15 protein-coding genes are annotated in these 16,397 nt (G+C 72.9%); 14 read left to right on the forward strand and 1 reads right to left on the reverse strand.

The features are described from left to right. Nucleotides 1-15 precede the first annotated feature (15 nt). The 6 genes from FB458_RS05970 to FB458_RS05995 all read left to right on the forward strand — a co-directional run bounded on the left by FB458_RS05970 (nucleotide 16) and on the right by FB458_RS05995 (nucleotide 3,840). Complete coding sequence (locus tag FB458_RS05970; RefSeq protein ID WP_246061087.1) at nucleotides 16-396, forward strand: hypothetical protein; 381 nt, start codon at nucleotides 16-18, stop codon at nucleotides 394-396. 9 nt (nucleotides 397-405) lie between these two features. Further along, on the forward strand, nucleotides 406-960 hold the full coding sequence (locus tag FB458_RS05975) for a dihydrofolate reductase family protein (RefSeq protein ID WP_141847607.1): 555 nt from the start codon (nucleotides 406-408) through the stop codon (nucleotides 958-960). 111 nt (nucleotides 961-1,071) lie between these two features. Beyond that, nucleotides 1,072-1,320 (forward strand): DUF2630 family protein, encoded by a 249-nt coding sequence (locus FB458_RS05980; RefSeq protein WP_141847609.1) that lies wholly within the window; start codon nucleotides 1,072-1,074, stop codon nucleotides 1,318-1,320. Nucleotides 1,321-1,352: 32 nt separating this feature from the next. Beyond that, the gene (locus FB458_RS05985) at nucleotides 1,353-1,853 is read left to right on the forward strand and encodes a thioesterase family protein (protein ID WP_141847612.1); all 501 of its coding nucleotides are present in this window, start codon (nucleotides 1,353-1,355) and stop codon (nucleotides 1,851-1,853) included. Between the two features lie 54 nt (nucleotides 1,854-1,907). After that, on the forward strand, nucleotides 1,908-3,284 hold the full coding sequence (locus FB458_RS05990) for an exo-beta-N-acetylmuramidase NamZ family protein (RefSeq protein WP_141847613.1): 1,377 nt from the start codon (nucleotides 1,908-1,910) through the stop codon (nucleotides 3,282-3,284). A gap of 70 nt (nucleotides 3,285-3,354) precedes the next feature. After that, nucleotides 3,355-3,840, forward strand: a complete 486-nt coding sequence (locus FB458_RS05995) for an FBP domain-containing protein (RefSeq protein WP_141847615.1) — start codon at nucleotides 3,355-3,357, stop codon at nucleotides 3,838-3,840. Here FB458_RS05995 and FB458_RS06000 read toward each other — a convergent pair. Further along, on the reverse strand, nucleotides 3,833-5,134 hold the full coding sequence (locus FB458_RS06000) for an LCP family protein (RefSeq protein WP_141847618.1): 1,302 nt from the start codon (nucleotides 5,132-5,134) through the stop codon (nucleotides 3,833-3,835). The two genes, FB458_RS05995 and FB458_RS06000, sit on opposite strands and share 8 nt — an antisense overlap. A gap of 157 nt (nucleotides 5,135-5,291) precedes the next feature. Here FB458_RS06000 and FB458_RS06005 point away from each other — a divergent pair, with 157 nt between their 5' ends. From FB458_RS06005 to FB458_RS06040, 8 genes are all read left to right on the forward strand, one after another. After that, complete coding sequence (locus tag FB458_RS06005; RefSeq protein ID WP_141847620.1) at nucleotides 5,292-6,800, forward strand: carboxylesterase/lipase family protein; 1,509 nt, start codon at nucleotides 5,292-5,294, stop codon at nucleotides 6,798-6,800. Nucleotides 6,801-7,018: 218 nt separating this feature from the next. After that, nucleotides 7,019-7,741 carry an MIP/aquaporin family protein gene (locus FB458_RS06010; RefSeq protein WP_141847621.1) on the forward strand — a complete coding sequence of 241 codons (723 nt, stop codon included), beginning with the start codon at nucleotides 7,019-7,021 and terminating at the stop codon, nucleotides 7,739-7,741. 70 nt (nucleotides 7,742-7,811) lie between these two features. Then, entirely contained in the window at nucleotides 7,812-9,335 is a 1,524-nt protein-coding gene (gene glpK, locus FB458_RS06015) for a glycerol kinase GlpK (RefSeq protein ID WP_141847623.1), read from the forward strand. 111 nt (nucleotides 9,336-9,446) lie between these two features. Next, nucleotides 9,447-11,165 carry a glycerol-3-phosphate dehydrogenase gene (gene glpD / locus FB458_RS06020; protein ID WP_141847626.1) on the forward strand — a complete coding sequence of 573 codons (1,719 nt, stop codon included), beginning with the start codon at nucleotides 9,447-9,449 and terminating at the stop codon, nucleotides 11,163-11,165. Between the two features lie 116 nt (nucleotides 11,166-11,281). Beyond that, nucleotides 11,282-12,037: an IclR family transcriptional regulator gene (locus tag FB458_RS06025; RefSeq protein WP_141847628.1), complete on the forward strand. Its 756-nt coding sequence runs from the start codon at nucleotides 11,282-11,284 to the stop codon at nucleotides 12,035-12,037. Beyond that, entirely contained in the window at nucleotides 12,034-13,608 is a 1,575-nt protein-coding gene (glpK, locus tag FB458_RS06030) for a glycerol kinase GlpK (protein WP_141847630.1), read from the forward strand. Before FB458_RS06025 ends, glpK (FB458_RS06030) begins: the two co-directional genes overlap by 4 nt. Beyond that, complete coding sequence (locus FB458_RS06035) at nucleotides 13,605-14,372, forward strand: SDR family NAD(P)-dependent oxidoreductase (protein WP_141847632.1); 768 nt, start codon at nucleotides 13,605-13,607, stop codon at nucleotides 14,370-14,372. Before glpK (FB458_RS06030) ends, FB458_RS06035 begins: the two co-directional genes overlap by 4 nt. 98 nt (nucleotides 14,373-14,470) lie before the next feature. Then, nucleotides 14,471-16,351, forward strand: a complete 1,881-nt coding sequence (locus FB458_RS06040; RefSeq protein ID WP_141847633.1) for an acyl-CoA dehydrogenase — start codon at nucleotides 14,471-14,473, stop codon at nucleotides 16,349-16,351. Nucleotides 16,352-16,397 lie beyond the last annotated feature (46 nt).

The raw sequence follows: 16,397 nt of genomic DNA on the forward strand, positions 1-16,397 counted from the left end.
GCCCACCATGCTGCGGTGACCACCGAGCTGCATCGCACCTTCCAGGCCGACACCCGGCCGACGATCGTCTGCCTGTGCGGGTCGAGCCGCTTCCACGACGCCTTCCAGCGGGCGTCGTACGAGCGCACGATGGCCGGCGAGATCGTCCTGTCGATCGGGTTCTACCCGCACGCCACCGCCGAGCACGGGCACGGGCACGGCGAGGGCGTCGGCCACGACTCGGCCGAGAAGGTCGCGCTCGACGAGCTGCACCAGCGCAAGATCGACCTCGCCGACTACGTCCTCGTGCTCGACGTCGACGGGTACGTCGGCGAGTCGACCCGGCGCGAGGTCGAGTACGCCGCCCGCCACGGCGTCCCCGTCCGCTACCTGTCGCACGAGGACCGGCCGGGCTAGCGTCGGACGGTGCTCATCTTCTCGATGTCGGTGTCGGTCGACGGGTTCGTCGCCGACCGCGACGGCGACCTCGGCTGGGCGCCGCCACCGAGCGACGAGGTCTTCGCCGCCCACCTCGAGCGGGTGAGCAGCCTCGGCGGCTACCTCCTCGGGCGGCGGCTGCACGCGGCGATGCTGCCGTGGGAGACCGACGCCGCCATGCGCTCCACACCGCCGTACGACGCCTTCGCCGACGCCTGGACGGCGCTGCCCAAGGCCGTGTTCAGCCGGACCCTGACCACCGTCGACGGGAACGCTCGGCTGGCCGACCGCCCGCTCGAGGACGAGATCCGCACCGTCCTCGACGCCACCGACCGTCCCGTCGAGATCGGCGGCGCCGACCTCGCCGGACAGGCCGTCCGGCTCGGGCTCGTCGACGAGCTGCGGATCTTCCGCGTGCCCGTGGTCCTCGGGGGCGGGACGCCGTACCTCCCGTCGCTCGAGAGTCCCCGCTCGCTCGAGCTGGTCGCCACACGCGCCTTCGCTTCGGGCACGCTCGAGGAGCGCTACCGCTTCAGCAGGTGACTCGACCGCGTCGGTCGGCTGTCAATAGCCACGACAGTGTCCGTTCCGCCCCGCTTCCAGGGCGTCGTACGGACCATTGCCCGCCGGGCGGCGCACGGACAGGATGGGGTCATGGCCGACGACGTCGACATCCAGCAGCACATCTCCGGGCTCATCGACGAGGAGCACGCCCTGCGCGACCGGCTCGCCAAGGGCGAGATCAGCGCCGACGAGGAGCACCAGCGCCTGAGGTCCGTCGAGGTCGAGCTCGACCGCTGCTGGGACCTGCTGCGCCAGCGCCGCGCCCGCCGCGAGTTCGGCGAGGACCCCGAGGGCGCGCAGGTGCGCTCCGAGCGCACCGTCGAGGGCTACACCGGCTGACGCCGGCTTCCGTACGACGCCCCGGACCGCCCGTGCCAGCCCTGCTCCCCACGGCCGACCAGGTCCTCGCGCTCCCGCCGGCACTGACCCTCGTCGTGCCGCCGGAGTACACCGACGCCAACGGCCACATGAACATCGCGAGGTACCTGCAGCTGCACAGCGACGCGGGCTGGGTCGCGTTCTCCCGCTTCGGTCTCGGCGAGGAGACGGCCGCCGCCGGTGGACCCGCGACCTTCGACGCCGAGCACTACCTGCGCTACGCCGCGGAGGTGCACCAGGGGGACGAGATCAGCGTCCACCCGCGCCTCGTCGCCCGGTCCGCCCGCGCCGTCCACCACGTCCAGCTGCTGCTCGACCGGACCACCGGCCAGGTCGCCAACGTCTTCGAGGCGGTGAGCGTCAGCGTCTCGCTCGAGACGAGGCGCAGCGTCGCCTTCCCGCCCGAGGTCGCGGCCGCGCTCGACGCCCGGCTCGCCGTCGACGCGGCGCTGCCCTGGCCCGCCCCGACCTGCGGGGTGCTCGGCGTGCGCTGACCCCGAGCGCGGCACCCTCTTCCCTCCGACGTCCAACTCTGGAAGATTGTCACCATGTCGGACGTGAACAAGGATGTTTCCCACTCGACGCTCGGACGCCGGGGCCTGCTCGGCGCGGCGGGCGCCGGAGCCGCGACCGTGCTGGGGGCGGTCGCGGCCTCGTCGGCCCACGCGGCCGGCAGCCCCACCCCGAGCGACCTCGCCGCCGCGAAGCGCCGCACCGTCACCCCCGGTGCCGACGTCGCCGCCGCCGACGGGTGGTCGATCTTCGCCGGCCGCCGCATCGGTGTCATCACCAACCCGACGGGCGTCGTCCGCGACGGCCTGCGCAGCATCGTCGACGTCATGGTCGAGAGCGGCAAGGTCGAGGTCGGCGGGGTCTTCGGTCCCGAGCACGGCTTCCGCGGCACCGCCCAGGCCGGTTCCTCGGAAGGCACCTACGTCGACGAGCGCACCGGCGTCACCGTCTACGACGCGTACGGCGCCTCGATCGACTCCTTCGGCACGATGTTCTCCGCCGCGAAGGTCGACACGATCGTCTTCGACATCCAGGACGTCGGCGCGCGGTTCTACACGTACATCTGGACGATGTACAACGCCATGGCCGCCGCGGCCAAGGCCGGTCTGCGGTTCGTCGTCCTCGACCGCCCCAACCCTGTCGGCGGTCAGGCCAAGGGCCCTGTCCTGCAGCCCGGCTACACCTCCGGCGTCGGCCTCGACGCCATCGCCCAGCAGCACGGCATGACCGCCGGCGAGATCGCGCGCTTCTTCAACGGCGAGTTCATGCCCACCGTCGCGGGGGCCACCATCAAGCAGGTCCAGGTGGTCCGCGTCGAGGGCTGGAACGCCCGGCGCACGTTCGACGCCACCGGTCTGCCGTGGATCCTCCCCTCGCCCAACATGCCGACCCCGACGACCGCCGTCCTCTACCCCGGCACCTGCCTGTTCGAGGCGACCAACCTCTCCGAGGGCCGCGGCACGACCAAGCCCTTCGAGCTCATCGGGGCGCCGTACGTCGACTTCCGCTGGGCGGAGAGGCTGCAGCAGGCGACGCTGCCGGGCGTCGAGTTCCGCGAGGCCTACTTCACCCCGACCTTCTCCAAGTGGCTGAACACCACGTGCGGGGGCGTGCAGGTGCACGTCGACGACCCCGACGCCGTCGACGCCATCCTCACCGCGACGACGATGATGACCGTGGCCCGCGACCTGTACCCGGCGAAGACGTGGGGCGGCACCGGGGGCGCCGGCGCCACCGACGGGTTCGACTGGCGTGGCGACGCCGGCCGCTGGATCGACCTGCTCACCGGCTCGGACCGCTTCCGCACGATGTTCGCCGCCGGTGCGAGCGCGCAGCAGATCGCGGCCGCCTGGCGCTCCGAGCTCGCCGCCTTCGAGCGCCGCCGCCGGCCGTACCTCATCTACAACCGCTGACCCGGTCGGCGGGGCGGCGCACGGAAATGCCGTCGCGCGCCGCCCCGCACCGGTGGCAGCCTGGCTCCACGTGGATCCCCTGACCCCCGACGACCTGCGCGCCGCCATGGCCAACTGCTCCAAGGGCGAGGCCAAGCGGCTCAACCCGCCCGCCGACCTCGCCTCGACCCCGTGGGCCGAGACCGAGCTCCTCGGCTGGCGCGACCCCAAGGCGCCGCAGAAGGCCTACCTCGTGGCGCCGTACGACGACCGCGTCGTCGGTCTCGTGCTCCGCACCCCCGACCGCGTGAGCGGTCGGCCGGTGATGTGCGACCTGTGCCGCACCACCCACTCCGCCGGGGGCGTCGCGCTGCTCGTGGCCCCGCGCCCGGGCGCCCGCGGCCGCGACGGCGACACCGTCGGCACCTACCTGTGCACCGACCTGCAGTGCTCGCGCTACGCCCGCCGCACGACGGCGACGGCCGAGGTGCGCCCGGCTCCCGGCCTCGAGCCGCAGGAGCGGGTGGCGCAGCTCGCCGAGCGCGTCAGCGCGTTCGTCGCGCGCGTCCTCACTTGACGCAGGGGACCCCGCCACCGGACAGCTGCGACAGGTCCGTCGGCGCCGGCTCCTTGGTCGCCGGGACGGGCTGCGGTCCGCTGGTCGTCGGCGCGGACGACGAGGTCGTCGCGCTCGACGTCGGCCCGGTGGACGTCCCTGCACTGGTCGTCGACGACGTCGATGGCGTCGACCCGGTCGGGGCCGGCGACAGCAGCGACGTGACGATCGCGCGGATCTGCTCGGTGTCGACGATGTTGACGTCCTCGCCGCGCGCGTTCTGCCCGAACTCCTTGACCGGCAGCGTGTAGTACGACACGTTGCCGCCCGCCATGTCGCGCGCCTGCCCGAGGAACGAGAACAGGTCCAGCCCCGAGTCGACCGCGGTGTTCTGCTTGACGACGTCGAGGATCCCGTTGATCTTCACCGGGTTGGTGAGGACGCCGGCGTCCTTCATCTGCGTCGCCAGCGACGTGATGAAGGCCTGCTGACGGCGGGAGCGGTCGAGGTCGGTGAAGTTGAGGCTGGTGTTGGGGTCGCGCCGCTGGCGCACGAAGGCCAGCGCCTGCGCCGCGTCGATCTCCTGCTCGCCCGCCTTGAAGTCCGCTCCGGAGTAGCGGTCGGACGTGTCGTGCAGCAGGCACACCTTGATCGGCTGGACGACCTGCGCGAGCTGGTAGAAGGCGACCATCGTCACCTCGACGAAGTGGTCGATGTGCACCTGGAGGAAGTCCTGCACGGTCTGCACCTGCGCGAGGCGACCCGCGTCGCGCGCCTTCTGGTACTTCTCCGCCGCCGTCATCCCGTTGCCGGCGCTGCCGGCCAGCCGCCGCTGCTCCTGGTCGACCGCCAGCCCGTAGGCCTGCTTGATCTTCTCGGTGCACGTGCCGTCGGGGCAGCCGTGCAGCGGGACGTAGTCGTCGCGGGGGATCGAGATCTCCACCGCCTTCCCCTGTGCCGGGATGTGCAGCAGCATCAGCACGTTGCTGTTGAGCCCGCCGTCGGACTGGTCCCCGGCGTGCAGCGCCTCGTAGATGTCCTGCGGCAGCGGGTTGCCGTGCACGTCGACCCGGCTGTCCAGCCCCATGATGAGGATGTTCGTGTCCTGGCGCGGCGCCGACGAGGTCGTCTCCGTCCCCGACGGGGTGTTCCCCGCGAGCGCGTCCGACGTCGTGAGGTCCTTCTTCAGCCCGACGTACTCGACCACCACGAACCCGACGACCGCCACGAGGGCGAGGACGACGAGGCCGATGATGCTGTTGCGCAGACGGTGCGACCGCCGCGGGGCGCGGTGTCGGGGGGCAGGGGCGGTCATGGGTGCGTGGGGTGCCCTTCGGCTGGGGGACGCGAACGGCCCATCGTGCCGTCACCACCTGTGAGTGTCGTGCAGGAAGACCGCACGCGCAACGAACGGCCCGGGCGCCCCACCCACCTCGCCCGCCCCGCTCCGGGGGCCAGGGTTGAATGAGGCCATGACGACGGAGTCGACCACCACCTCCAGCGAGGCCCGCACCGCCCACGGGCCCGTGCGCGGCACCCACGCCGACGGCGTGCACCGCTTCCTCGGCGTCCCGTACGCCGCCCCGCCCTTCGGTCCGCGGCGCTTCGCCCCGCCGCAGCCGCCGCAGCCGTGGAGCGAGCCGCGCGACGCGACGACGTACGGCGCGACGGCCCCCAAGCCGCCGTACCGCGCCACCGTCGCCGAGCTGCTCCCCGAACCCACCGTGCCCGGCGAGGACTGCCTGCACGTCAACGTGTGGAGCCCGGACCTCGACGGGTCGGCCCCGGTCCTGGTCTGGGTGCACGGCGGGTCGTTCCAGAACGGGTCGAACGCGGTGCCGGTCTACGACGGCACCGCCTTCGCCCGCGACGGCGTCGTCTGCGTCACCGTCAACTACCGGCTCGGCGTCGACGGCTTCGGGCACTTCCCCGACGCCCCCGACAACCGCGGGTCGCTCGACCAGATCGCGGCGCTCGAGTGGGTGCGCGACAACATCGCGGCCTTCGGCGGCGACCCGACGCGGGTGACGATCTGCGGCGAGTCCGCGGGCGCGTTCGGCATCACCACCCTCACCGCGATGCCCGCCGCGCGCGGGCTCTTCGGCCGCGTCATCGCCCAGAGCGGCGCCGGGCACCACGTCCTGCACCCGGCGTCGGCGCAGAAGATCACCGCGGCCCTCGCGCAGCGGCTCGGCGTCGAGCCGACGGCCGCCGCCTTCGCCGACGTGCCGCTCGACCGCCTGCTCGCCGAGCACGACGACCTCGTCCTCGAGGTCGGCAAGGACCCCGACCCCGCCAAGTGGGGCGAGGTCGCGGCCAACCTCATGCTCTTCGAGCCGGTCGTCGACGGCGACAGCCTCCCCGGCGTCCCGTACGACGTCATCGCCCGCGGCGAGGGTGCCGACGTCGACCTGCTCATCGGCACCACCGACGAGGAGCACGGCCTCTTCCTGCACCCCGTCCTCGACCAGCTCGGCGAGACCCGGGTGCGCGCGACGATGACGGCGTTCGGCGCCGTCGACGGGGCGTACGAGCACTACGCCGCGACCGTCGTCGGCCCGACCGGGCAGAGCCGGCCGGGTGACGTCCTCGTCGCCGCGATGACCGACTGGTTCTTCCGGCTGCCCGCGATCCGGCTCGTCGAGGCCCGCGAGTCGCTCGGGAAGCCCTCGTACGTCTACCAGTTCGGCTGGCGCACCCCCGTCCTGGGCGGCGTCCTCGGCGCGTGCCACGCGCTCGAGATCCCGTTCGTCTTCGACACGCTCGACGTGCCCGAGGCGCAGTGGCTCGGCGGCGCCGACGCGCCGCAGGCCCTGGCCGACGACATGCACGCCGCCTGGGTCGCGTTCGTGCGCGACGGCGACCCCGGCTGGGCGCCGTACGGGCCGGCACGGCGGGTCCGCCGCTTCGGCGGCCCGGGCGACGGCACCGTCGTCGACGACCCGGACCGCGAGCGCCGCGAGGCCTGGCCGCACCGCTGACCCGGCGCCCGCCGACGAGGACGACCGGCAGACCGGACGACCGACGACACGTACGACGATGTCGAACGCTCGCCCTTGTCGGGGGCGGCGGGGCCGGAGAGAGTGGGCGGCACGAGGGCGCCACCGCTGACGCCCGTGAGCCGTGAGGCTCCGGTGGGCGGTCGCCCACCGCTTCGCGGCCCGCCCACACCGGGTCGCCAGAACGAAAGGGCCGGCCCATGCTCACCGGCGTCTTCCTACCCGAGCTCCTCGGCACCGCCGTGCTCACCCTGCTCGGCTGCGGGGTCGTCGCCAACGTCCTGCTCGCCAAGACCGGCGGCTTCGGCGGCGGCACCCTGATGATCAACTTCGGCTGGGGCCTCGCGGTCTTCGCCGGCGTCTACGTCGCCTACAAGTCCGGGGCGCACCTCAACCCCGCGGTGACGATCGGGCTGCTCGCCTCGGGTAACGACCTCGGCGGCGACACCGCCGTCAAGGCCGTCGTCTACATCGTCGCCCAGCTGCTCGGCGCGTTCATCGGGGCGGTCCTGTGCTGGGCCGCGTACCGCAACCACTACGACGAGCCCGAGACGTCGGCGGCCGACAAGCTCGGCACGTTCAGCACCGCCCCGGGCATCCGCTCCTACGGGTGGAACGTCGTCACGGAGATCATCGCGACCTTCGTGCTCGTCTTCGTCATCATCGCGTTCGGCAAGACCCCGACCCAGCTCGGCCCGCTCGCCGTCGCCCTGCTCGTCGTCGGCATCGGCGCCTCGCTCGGTGGCCCGACGGGCTACGCCATCAACCCGGCCCGTGACCTCGGCCCACGCCTCGCCCACGCGATCCTGCCGATCAAGGGCAAGGGCGGCAACGACTGGGGCTACGCGTGGGTGCCGATCGTCGGCCCGATCATCGGCGGCGCCCTCGGCGGTCTCGCCGCGCACGCCATGCAGTACGTCTGACCGGCAGCACCCCGCAGCACCCAGAGCACCTGCAGCACCAGCCACTCACCGACGAGAGGACCGCTCCACCATGAGCAGCACCGACACGTACATCCTCGCCATCGACTCCGGGACGACGTCGTCCCGCGCGATGATCTTCGACCGCACCGGCTCGGTCGTCGCGATCGACCAGACCGAGCACCGGCAGATCTTCCCGCGCGCCGGGTGGGTCGAGCACGACGCGCTGGAGATCTGGAACAACACCCGCGACGTCATCGGCGGCGCCCTGGCCAAGGCGAACCTCAACTCCAAGAACATCGCCGCCGTCGGCATCACCAACCAGCGCGAGACCGCCGTCGTGTGGGACAAGCGCACCGGCAAGCCGGTCTACAACGCCATCGTCTGGCAGGACACCCGCACCCAGAAGATCGTCGACCGGCTCGCCGGCGACGAGGGCGCCGAGAAGTACAAGAAGACGGTCGGTCTCCCGCTGGCGACGTACTTCGCCGGTCCGAAGGTCACCTGGATCCTCGAGAACGTCGACGGCGCCAAGGAGGACGCGGAGGCCGGGCACCTGCTCTTCGGCACCGTCGACACCTGGGTGCTGTGGAACCTCACCGGCGGCGCGGAGAACGACGGCGTCCACGTCACCGACGTGACCAACGCCAGCCGCACGATGCTCATGGACCTCTCCTCCCTCACCTGGGACGAGTCCATCGCCGCCGACATGGGTATCCCCCTGTCGATGCTGCCGGAGATCAAGAGCTCCTCCGAGGTGTACGGCGAGTGCCGTCCCGGGATCCTCAACGGCACCCCCGTCGCGGGCATCCTCGGCGACCAGCAGGCGGCCACCTTCGGCCAGGCCTGCCTGGCCAAGGGCGAGGCGAAGAACACCTACGGCACCGGCAACTTCATGCTCCTCAACACCGGCGAGGAGCAGGTCCCGAGCGAGAACGGCCTGCTGACCACGGTCTGCTACAAGCTCGGTGACAAGCCGACCATCTACGCGCTCGAGGGCTCGATCGCCGTCACCGGCTCGCTCGTGCAGTGGGTCCGCGACAACCTCGGGCTCATCTCCGCGGCGCCCGAGATCGAGACGCTGGCCTCCAGCGTCGACGACAACGGCGGGGCGTACTTCGTCCCCGCCTTCTCCGGCCTCTTCGCCCCGCACTGGCGCCCGGACGCCCGCGGCGCCCTCGTCGGTCTGACCCGCTACGTCAACAAGGGCCACATCGCCCGCGCCGTCCTCGAGTCGACCGCCTTCCAGAGCCGCGAGGTCATCGACGCGATGAACGCCGACTCCGGCGTCCCGCTCACCGAGCTGCGCGTCGACGGCGGCATGGTCGCCAACGAGCTGCTCATGCAGTTCCAGGCCGACCTGCTCGGCGTCGACGTCGTCCGGCCGAAGGTCGCCGAGACGACGGCCCTCGGGGCGGCGTACGCCGCCGGCCTCGCCGTGGGGTACTGGGAGAACGAGGAGGACATCCGCACCAACTGGGGCGAGGACAAGCGGTGGTCGCCGCAGATGCCCGAGGAGGAGCGCGAGCGTCTCTACCGCAACTGGAAGAAGGCCGTCACCAAGACGTTGGACTGGGTGGACGACGACGTCGAGTGACGTCACCGCCCCACCGGACCCCGCGTCCCACCGTCCGTGCGGCCGCCCCGCGGCCGCACGGACCCCGCACCACCACCCACCGCTGAACCCGCTCCACCTGGAGGACCCCCGATGCCCGACCCCGTCGCCCTCGACCCCGGCTACCGCTCGCGAGCCTGGAAGGCCGCCACCACCGACCCCGTCGACGTCCTCGTCGTCGGTGGCGGCGTGACGGGGGCGGGCATCGCCCTCGACGCCGTGACCCGCGGCCTGCGGGTCGTCCTCGTGGAGCAGAGCGACCTCGCCGCCGGGACGTCGTCGCGCAGCTCGAAGCTCTTCCACGGCGGCCTGCGCTACCTCGAGCAGCTGAACTTCTCGCTCGTCCGCGAGGCGCTCAAGGAGCGCGAGCTCATGCTCACCCGGATCGCCCCGCACCTGGTCAAGCCCGTGCGTTTCCTCTACCCGCTCCAGCACCGGTTCTGGGAGCGGCCGTACGTCACCGCCGGCCTCACCCTCTACGACACCATGGGTGGCGCGCGCTCGGTGCCCCGGCACCAGCAGCTGACCCGCACCCAGGCGCGCCGGCTCGTCCCCGCGCTCAAGGCCGACGCGCTCGCGGGCGCGCTCGCCTACTACGACGCCCAGGCCGACGACGCACGGCACACGATGATGGTCGCCCGCACCGCGGCGGCGTACGGCGCCACGATCCTCACCTCCGCGCGGGTCGAGGGCTTCGAGCACGCCGGTGAGCGCGTGACCGGCGCCCGGGTCACCGACGTCGAGACCGGTGAGGAGCACCGCATCGAGGCGTCGGTCGTCATCAACTCGACCGGCGTGTGGACCGACGAGATCCAGACGATGGCCGGCGGCCGCGGCCGCTTCCACGTCCGGGCCTCCAAGGGCGTGCACCTCGTCGTCCCGCGCGACCGGATCAGCTCCGAGGTGGGCATGATCCTGCGCACCGAGAAGTCGGTCCTCTTCGTCATCCCGTGGAACACGCACTGGATCGTCGGCACCACCGACACCGACTGGAACCTCGACCTCGCGCACCCGGCCGCGAGCAAGGCCGACATCGACTACGTCCTCGAGCACGTCAACAAGGTGCTGGCCAACCCCCTCACCCACGACGACATCCAGGGGGTCTACGCCGGGCTGCGGCCGCTGCTGTCCGGGGAGAACGACTCGACGTCGCAGCTGTCGCGCGAGCACGCCGTGTCGCGCCCGCAGCCGGGCCTCATCTCCATCGCCGGCGGCAAGTACACGACCTACCGGGTCATGGCCGCCGACGCCGTCGACGCCGCGCTCGAGGACCTGCCCTCGGGCACCCCGGCCAGCGTCACCGAGGACATCCCGCTGCTCGGCGCCGAGGGCTACCGCGCCCTGGTCAACCAGGTCCCGCGGATCGCCGCCCGGCACCACCTGCCGGAGTGGCGCGTCCAGCGGCTGCTCGACCGCTACGGCTCGCTCTTCGGCGAGCTGGTCGACCTCGCCACCGAGGACCCGTCGCTGTGGGAGCCGCTCGCCGCCGCGCCGGAGTACCTGCGCGTCGAGATCCGCTACGCCGCCGACCACGAGGGCGCCCTGCACCTCGACGACATCCTCGCCCGGCGGACCCGGATCAGCATCGAGACCGAGGACCGCGGCGTCGACGTGGCCCAGGAGGTCGCCGAGCTCGTCGCCCCGGTGCTCGGCTGGGACGAGGGCCGGGTCACCGACGAGGTGTCGGCCTACCGCGCCCGGGTCACCGCCGAGCGCGAGTCGCAGCGGGCCCCCGAGGACCAGGCGGCCAACGCCGAGCGGCTCGTCGCGCCGGACATCCGCCGCCGGTCGGTGGGTCGCGCGCTCGCCTGAACCACCCTCCAGATCCCTCGGCGCCGTACGGCGTCGGTAGCGTCCGCATCGCCGAGGCACCGGTGCCCCGGCGGTGCGGACGCTGTGCTTCCCGGGGGCGCGGCTAGCATCGCGAGGTGCCGGGGACGATCCAGTCGGTGGCCAGGGCGGCGGGGATCGTCCGGGTCCTCGTCGCCGCGGGCGCGCCGCTGGACCTCGCCGAGGTGGCGGCCGCGGTGGGACTGGCCAAGACGACGACCCACGGCCTGCTGAGCACGCTGCGCGAGGTCGGCTGGGTGGAGCAGGACCGGGCGGGGCGCTACCGCGCCGTCGCCGGGCTGCAGGGGCTCGCGCAGGCGGTCGACCTCGCCGACCTGCGCAGCGTCGCGACGCTGTGGATGGACCGGCTCGCCGCCCTCTGCGGGCTCGAGGTGCTCCTCGTCGCGCCGGAGCACGGGCGGGCGGTCGTCGCCCAGCACGTCTTCCGTCCCGACAACAGCCCGCAGCGGCTGCGGGTCGGCGACGACCAGCCGGTCCACGCGACCGCGACGGGCAAGCTCCTGCTCGCCTGCTGCGCCCCCGGCCAGCTCGACCGGCCGACGGAGCCGCTGCACCGCTTCACCACCCGCACGCTCACCTCGCTCACCGACCTCGACGCCGAGCTCGAGCAGGTCGCCGCCGACGGGGTCGCCGTCGGTCGGGGGGAGCAGGTGCGGGCCCGGTACGGCGTCGCGGTGCCGGTCCGCGACGGCCTCGGGTACGCCGTCGCCGCCCTCGCCGTCGCGGGGCGGCGCGAGGAGGTGCTGCACGGGGACGTCGTCCGGGCCGAGCTGGTGTCGTCGCTGCGCGGGGTGGCCGTGTCGCTGCGGCACGCGTGGGCGGCGGGCCCGTGAGCAGCGACCCGAGGTACGTCGTCGCGGTCGACCAGGGCACGACGTCGACGCGCAGCATCGTCTTCGACCTCCAGGGCCGGATGGTCTCGCTCGCCTCGCGGCAGCACCGCCACCACCACCCGCAGCCCGGTTGGTCCGAGCACGACCCGGCCGAGATCTGGCGCCACGTCCAGCACGTCGTCCCGCAGGCCCTCGACGACATCGGCGCCGACGCGAGCCAGGTCGTCGCGCTGGGCATCGCCAACCAGCGCGAGTCGTGCCTCGTGTGGGAGCGGCGCACCGGCCGGCCGCTCACCCCCGTCATCACGTGGGAGGACACCCGCGCCGGCGACGTCGTCCAGCAGGTCCTCGACGCCGGCCACGGCGACCTCGTCGTCGAGCGCACCGGCGCCCCGGTCTCGACGTACTTCGCCGGCTCGCGGCTGCGCTGGCTGCTCGACCACGTCCGCGGGCTGGCCGAGCGGGCCGAGCGCGGCGAGGTCTGCTTCGGCACGATGGAGACCTGGCTGGTCTGGAACCTCACCGGCGGCGCGGACGGCGGGCGGCACGTCACCGACGTCACCAACGCCAGCCGCACCAACCTGCTCGACGTGCGCGGGCTCGACTGGGACCCGCGGATGCTCGAGGTGTTCGGCGTCCCGCACGCGATGCTGCCGCACGTCGAGCCGACCACCGGTGACTTCGGCACCTGCACGTCCGTGCTCCCGGGGGTCCCGGTCGCCGCGGCGATGGGCGACCAGCAGGCGGCGCTCTTCGGCCAGACCTGCTTCGCGCCCGGTCAGAGCAAGGCGACCTTCGGCACCGGCGCCTTCCTGCTCGTCAACGCCGGCTCCGAGGTGCCCCCGTCCGGGCACGGGCTGGTCCCGACCGTCGCCTACGTGCTGCCGGGCGAGGCGCCGGTCTACGCCCTCGAGGGGTCGGTGGCCGCCGCCGGCTCGCTCGTCCAGTGGTGTCGCGACGCGCTGCGGCTCGTCCCGACCGCCCCGCGCATCGAGACCCTGGCGCGAACCGCCCCGGACAACGGCGGCTGCTACGTCGTCCCCGCCTTCTCCGGCCTCTACGCGCCGCGCTGGGACGCGCACGCGCGCGGCGTCATCGTCGGCCTCACGGCGTACGTCGACCGCGGGCACCTCGCGCGCGGCGTCCTCGAGGCCACCGCCTGGCAGACCGCCGAGGTCGTCGAGGCGGTCGCGAGCGCGCTCGGCCACGGCCTCGACGCGCTGCGGGTCGACGGCGGCATGACGACCAACCACCTGCTCATGCAGACCGTCGCCGACGTCCTCGACGTCCCCGTCGAGCGGCCGCTCTTCGCCGAGACGGTGTCGGTCGGGGCGGCGTACGCGGCGGGCCTCGGCGTCGGCGCCTGGGGTGATCTCGACGCGCTGTCGCGGCTGTGGCGGCGGGCCGCCCGCTGGGAGCCGGCGATGCCGGACGCCGTACGGCGCCGTGAGCGGGCCCAGTGGTCACGCGCGGTCGAGCGGGCCCAGCACTGGGTCGAGCTCCCCGAGGGCCCCGACCAGCTCCTGCTGTCCGCACCCGAACCCCCACCAGTCCCGGAGGACCGACCATGACCGTTCTCGACCGCTTCCGCCTCGACGGGAAGGTCGCCGTCGTCACTGGCGGCACCCGCGGCCTCGGCGCCGGCTTCGTGCGCGCCCTCGGCGAGGCCGGGGCCGCCGTCGTCCTCGGCGGGCGCGACGAGGAGGCGGCCGCCGTGCGGCTGACCGAGCTGACCGCCGCCGGGATCGAGGCGCAGTTCGTGCGCGGGGACGTCACCGTCCCCGCCGACGTCGAGGCGCTGCTCGCCGGGGCGCTCGACGCCTTCGGCCGGGTCGACGTCCTGGTCAACAACGCCGGCACCTGCGTGCACGCCCCTGCCCTCGAGGTGACCGACGAGGACTGGCACGGTGTCATCGACACCAACCTCAACGCCGTCTGGTCGTGCTCGCGGATCATCGGCGGGCACCTCGTGCGGCAGGGCGCGGGCACGATCGTCAACATCGGCTCGATGTCCGGCGCGATCGTCAACCGGCCGCAGTGGCAGCCGGCCTACAACGCCTCCAAGGCGGCGGTGCACCACCTCACCCGCAGCCTGGCGGCCGAGTGGGCGCCGTACGGGGTGCGGGTCAACGCGCTCGCGCCGGGCTACATCCGCACGGCGATGTCACCGGTCGAGGAGCCGCGGTTCCGGCGGATGTGGGTCGAGGACGCGCCGATGCAGCGGGTCGGCGAGGTCGAGGAGCTGGGCGGCGCGGTCGTCTTCCTCGCCAGCGACGCGTCGTCGTTCGTCACCGGGTCGGTGCTCACCGCGGACGGCGGCTACTCCGTCTTCTGACCCTCCCCTTGCGGGTTGTTACCGGCCGGTAGCATCATGGGTTACCGGCGGGTAACTCCATCGTCCCCGCCTCCCGTCGACCGCAGTGAGGCAGCAGCATGGGGCACTACCGCAGCAACGTCCGCGACCTGGAGTTCACCCTCTTCGAGGTGCTCGGCCGGGGGCAGGTCCTCGGGCACGGCCCGTACGGCGACGTCGACGAGGAGACCGCGCGCGAGATGCTCCACCAGGTCTCCGTCCTCGCCGAGAAGGAGCTCGCGGCCAGCCTCGTCGAGTCCGACCGCACGCCGCCGGTCTACGACCCGGTCGAGCACACCGTCGCCGTCCCCGAGGCGTTCAAGAAGTCCTACCGGGCCTGGACCGACTCGGGCTTCTGGAACGTCGACGTCCCCGCCGAGCTCGACGGGACCGTCGTCCCGCCGTCGTTCAAGTGGGCGATGTGGGAGATGGTGCTCGGCGCCAACCCCGCGGTCGGGATGTACGCGGCGACGTACTCCTTCGCGAAGCTGCTCTTCCTGCTCGGCACCGACGTGCAGAAGCAGCTGGCGAAGCTGATGATCGAGCGCCACTGGGGCGCCACGATGGTGCTCACCGAACCCGACGCCGGGTCCGACGTCGGCGCCGGCCGCACCAAGGCCGTCCAGCTGCCCGACGGCACCTGGAGCATCACCGGGGTCAAGCGCTTCATCACGAGCGCCGAGCACGACCTGAGCGACAACATCGTCCACTTCGTGCTGGCCCGCCCCGAGGGCGCCGGCCCAGGCACCAAGGGGCTGTCGCTCTTCATCGTGCCGAAGTTCCACGTCGACCTCGAGACCGGCGAGCTCGGGGAGCGCAACGGCGCCGTCGTCACCAACGTCGAGCACAAGATGGGCCTCAAGGTCTCGACGACCTGCGAGGTGACCTTCGGCGACGGGACGCCGGCGATCGGGACCCTGCTCGGCGACGTCCACGACGGCATCGCGCAGATGTTCCGGGTCATCGAGCACGCGCGGATGCTCGTCGGCACCAAGGCGATCGCGACGCTGTCGACGGGCTACCTCGGCGCACTCGACTACGCCAAGCAGCGCGTCCAGGGCAGCGACCTCGCCGCCGGCGGCGCCAAGGACGCACCGCGCGTGACGATCACCCACCACCCCGACGTACGCCGCTCCCTGCTGCTGCAGAAGGCCTACGCCGAGGGCCTGCGCGCCCTCGTGCTCTACACCGCCTCGCAGCAGGACGTCGTCGACCAGGCGCAGCTCGAGTCCGGGTCCGAGCAGCTCGAGCCGAGCTCGCCGGCCGACCTCGCGCGCCGGGTCAACGACCTGCTGCTGCCGATCGTCAAGGGCCTCGGGTCCGAGCGCGCCTGGGTGCTGCTCGGCACGGAGTCGCTGCAGACCTACGGCGGCTCGGGCTTCCTGCAGGACTACCCGGTCGAGCAGTACGTGCGCGACGCCAAGATCGACACCCTCTACGAGGGCACGACGGCGATCCAGGGCCAGGACTTCTTCTTCCGCAAGATCATCAAGGACCAGGGCGTCGCCATCGGGCACCTGGCGATGCAGATGACCGAGTTCGCCAAGGACCTCGGCGCTTTCGGTGGCGCGCTCGACCGCGAGCGCGGGCTGCTCGCTCAGGGTCTGGCCGACGTGCAGGGGATCCTCGAGTACCTCGGTGGCGAGGCGTTCAAGAGCGACCCGCGCTCGGGCGGCGACCCGCGCAACCTCTACAAGGTCGGGCTCAACACGACCCGCTTCCTGCTCGCCGCGGGCGACCTCGTCGTCGGCTGGCTGCTGCTGCGCCAGGCCGAGGTGGCGCACGAGGCGCTGACGACGCGTGGCGACGCGCTGTCGGGCGCCGACCGCGACTTCTACACCGGCAAGGTCGCGGCGGCGCAGTTCTTCGCGCGGACCGTGCTGCCGCGCCTGGCCGCCGAGCGGGCCATCGCCGAGGGCACCGACCTCGACGTCATGGACCTGCCGGAGTCGGCCTTCTGACGTCGTCCGGACACACGGAACCCCACGTGCCGCGGCGCCGTACGGG

Origin of the sequence: Lapillicoccus jejuensis (assembly GCF_006715055.1) — a bacterium.
In the GTDB taxonomy this organism is placed as follows: Bacteria; Actinomycetota; Actinomycetes; order Actinomycetales; family Dermatophilaceae; genus Lapillicoccus; species Lapillicoccus jejuensis.

Coding starts and splice junctions, on each gene's coding strand:
- FB458_RS05980 (WP_141847609.1), top strand. CDS start 1,072: ATGGCCGACGACGTCGACATCCAGCAGCACATCTCCGGGCTCATCGAC.
- FB458_RS05990 (WP_141847613.1), top strand. CDS start 1,908: ATGTCGGACGTGAACAAGGATGTTTCCCACTCGACGCTCGGACGCCGG.
- FB458_RS06000 (WP_141847618.1), bottom strand. CDS start 5,134: ATGACCGCCCCTGCCCCCCGACACCGCGCCCCGCGGCGGTCGCACCGT.
- FB458_RS06005 (WP_141847620.1), top strand. CDS start 5,292: ATGACGACGGAGTCGACCACCACCTCCAGCGAGGCCCGCACCGCCCAC.
- FB458_RS06010 (WP_141847621.1), top strand. CDS start 7,019: ATGCTCACCGGCGTCTTCCTACCCGAGCTCCTCGGCACCGCCGTGCTC.
- glpK (WP_141847623.1), top strand. CDS start 7,812: ATGAGCAGCACCGACACGTACATCCTCGCCATCGACTCCGGGACGACG.
- glpD (WP_141847626.1), top strand. CDS start 9,447: ATGCCCGACCCCGTCGCCCTCGACCCCGGCTACCGCTCGCGAGCCTGG.
- FB458_RS06035 (WP_141847632.1), top strand. CDS start 13,605: ATGACCGTTCTCGACCGCTTCCGCCTCGACGGGAAGGTCGCCGTCGTC.
- FB458_RS06040 (WP_141847633.1), top strand. CDS start 14,471: ATGGGGCACTACCGCAGCAACGTCCGCGACCTGGAGTTCACCCTCTTC.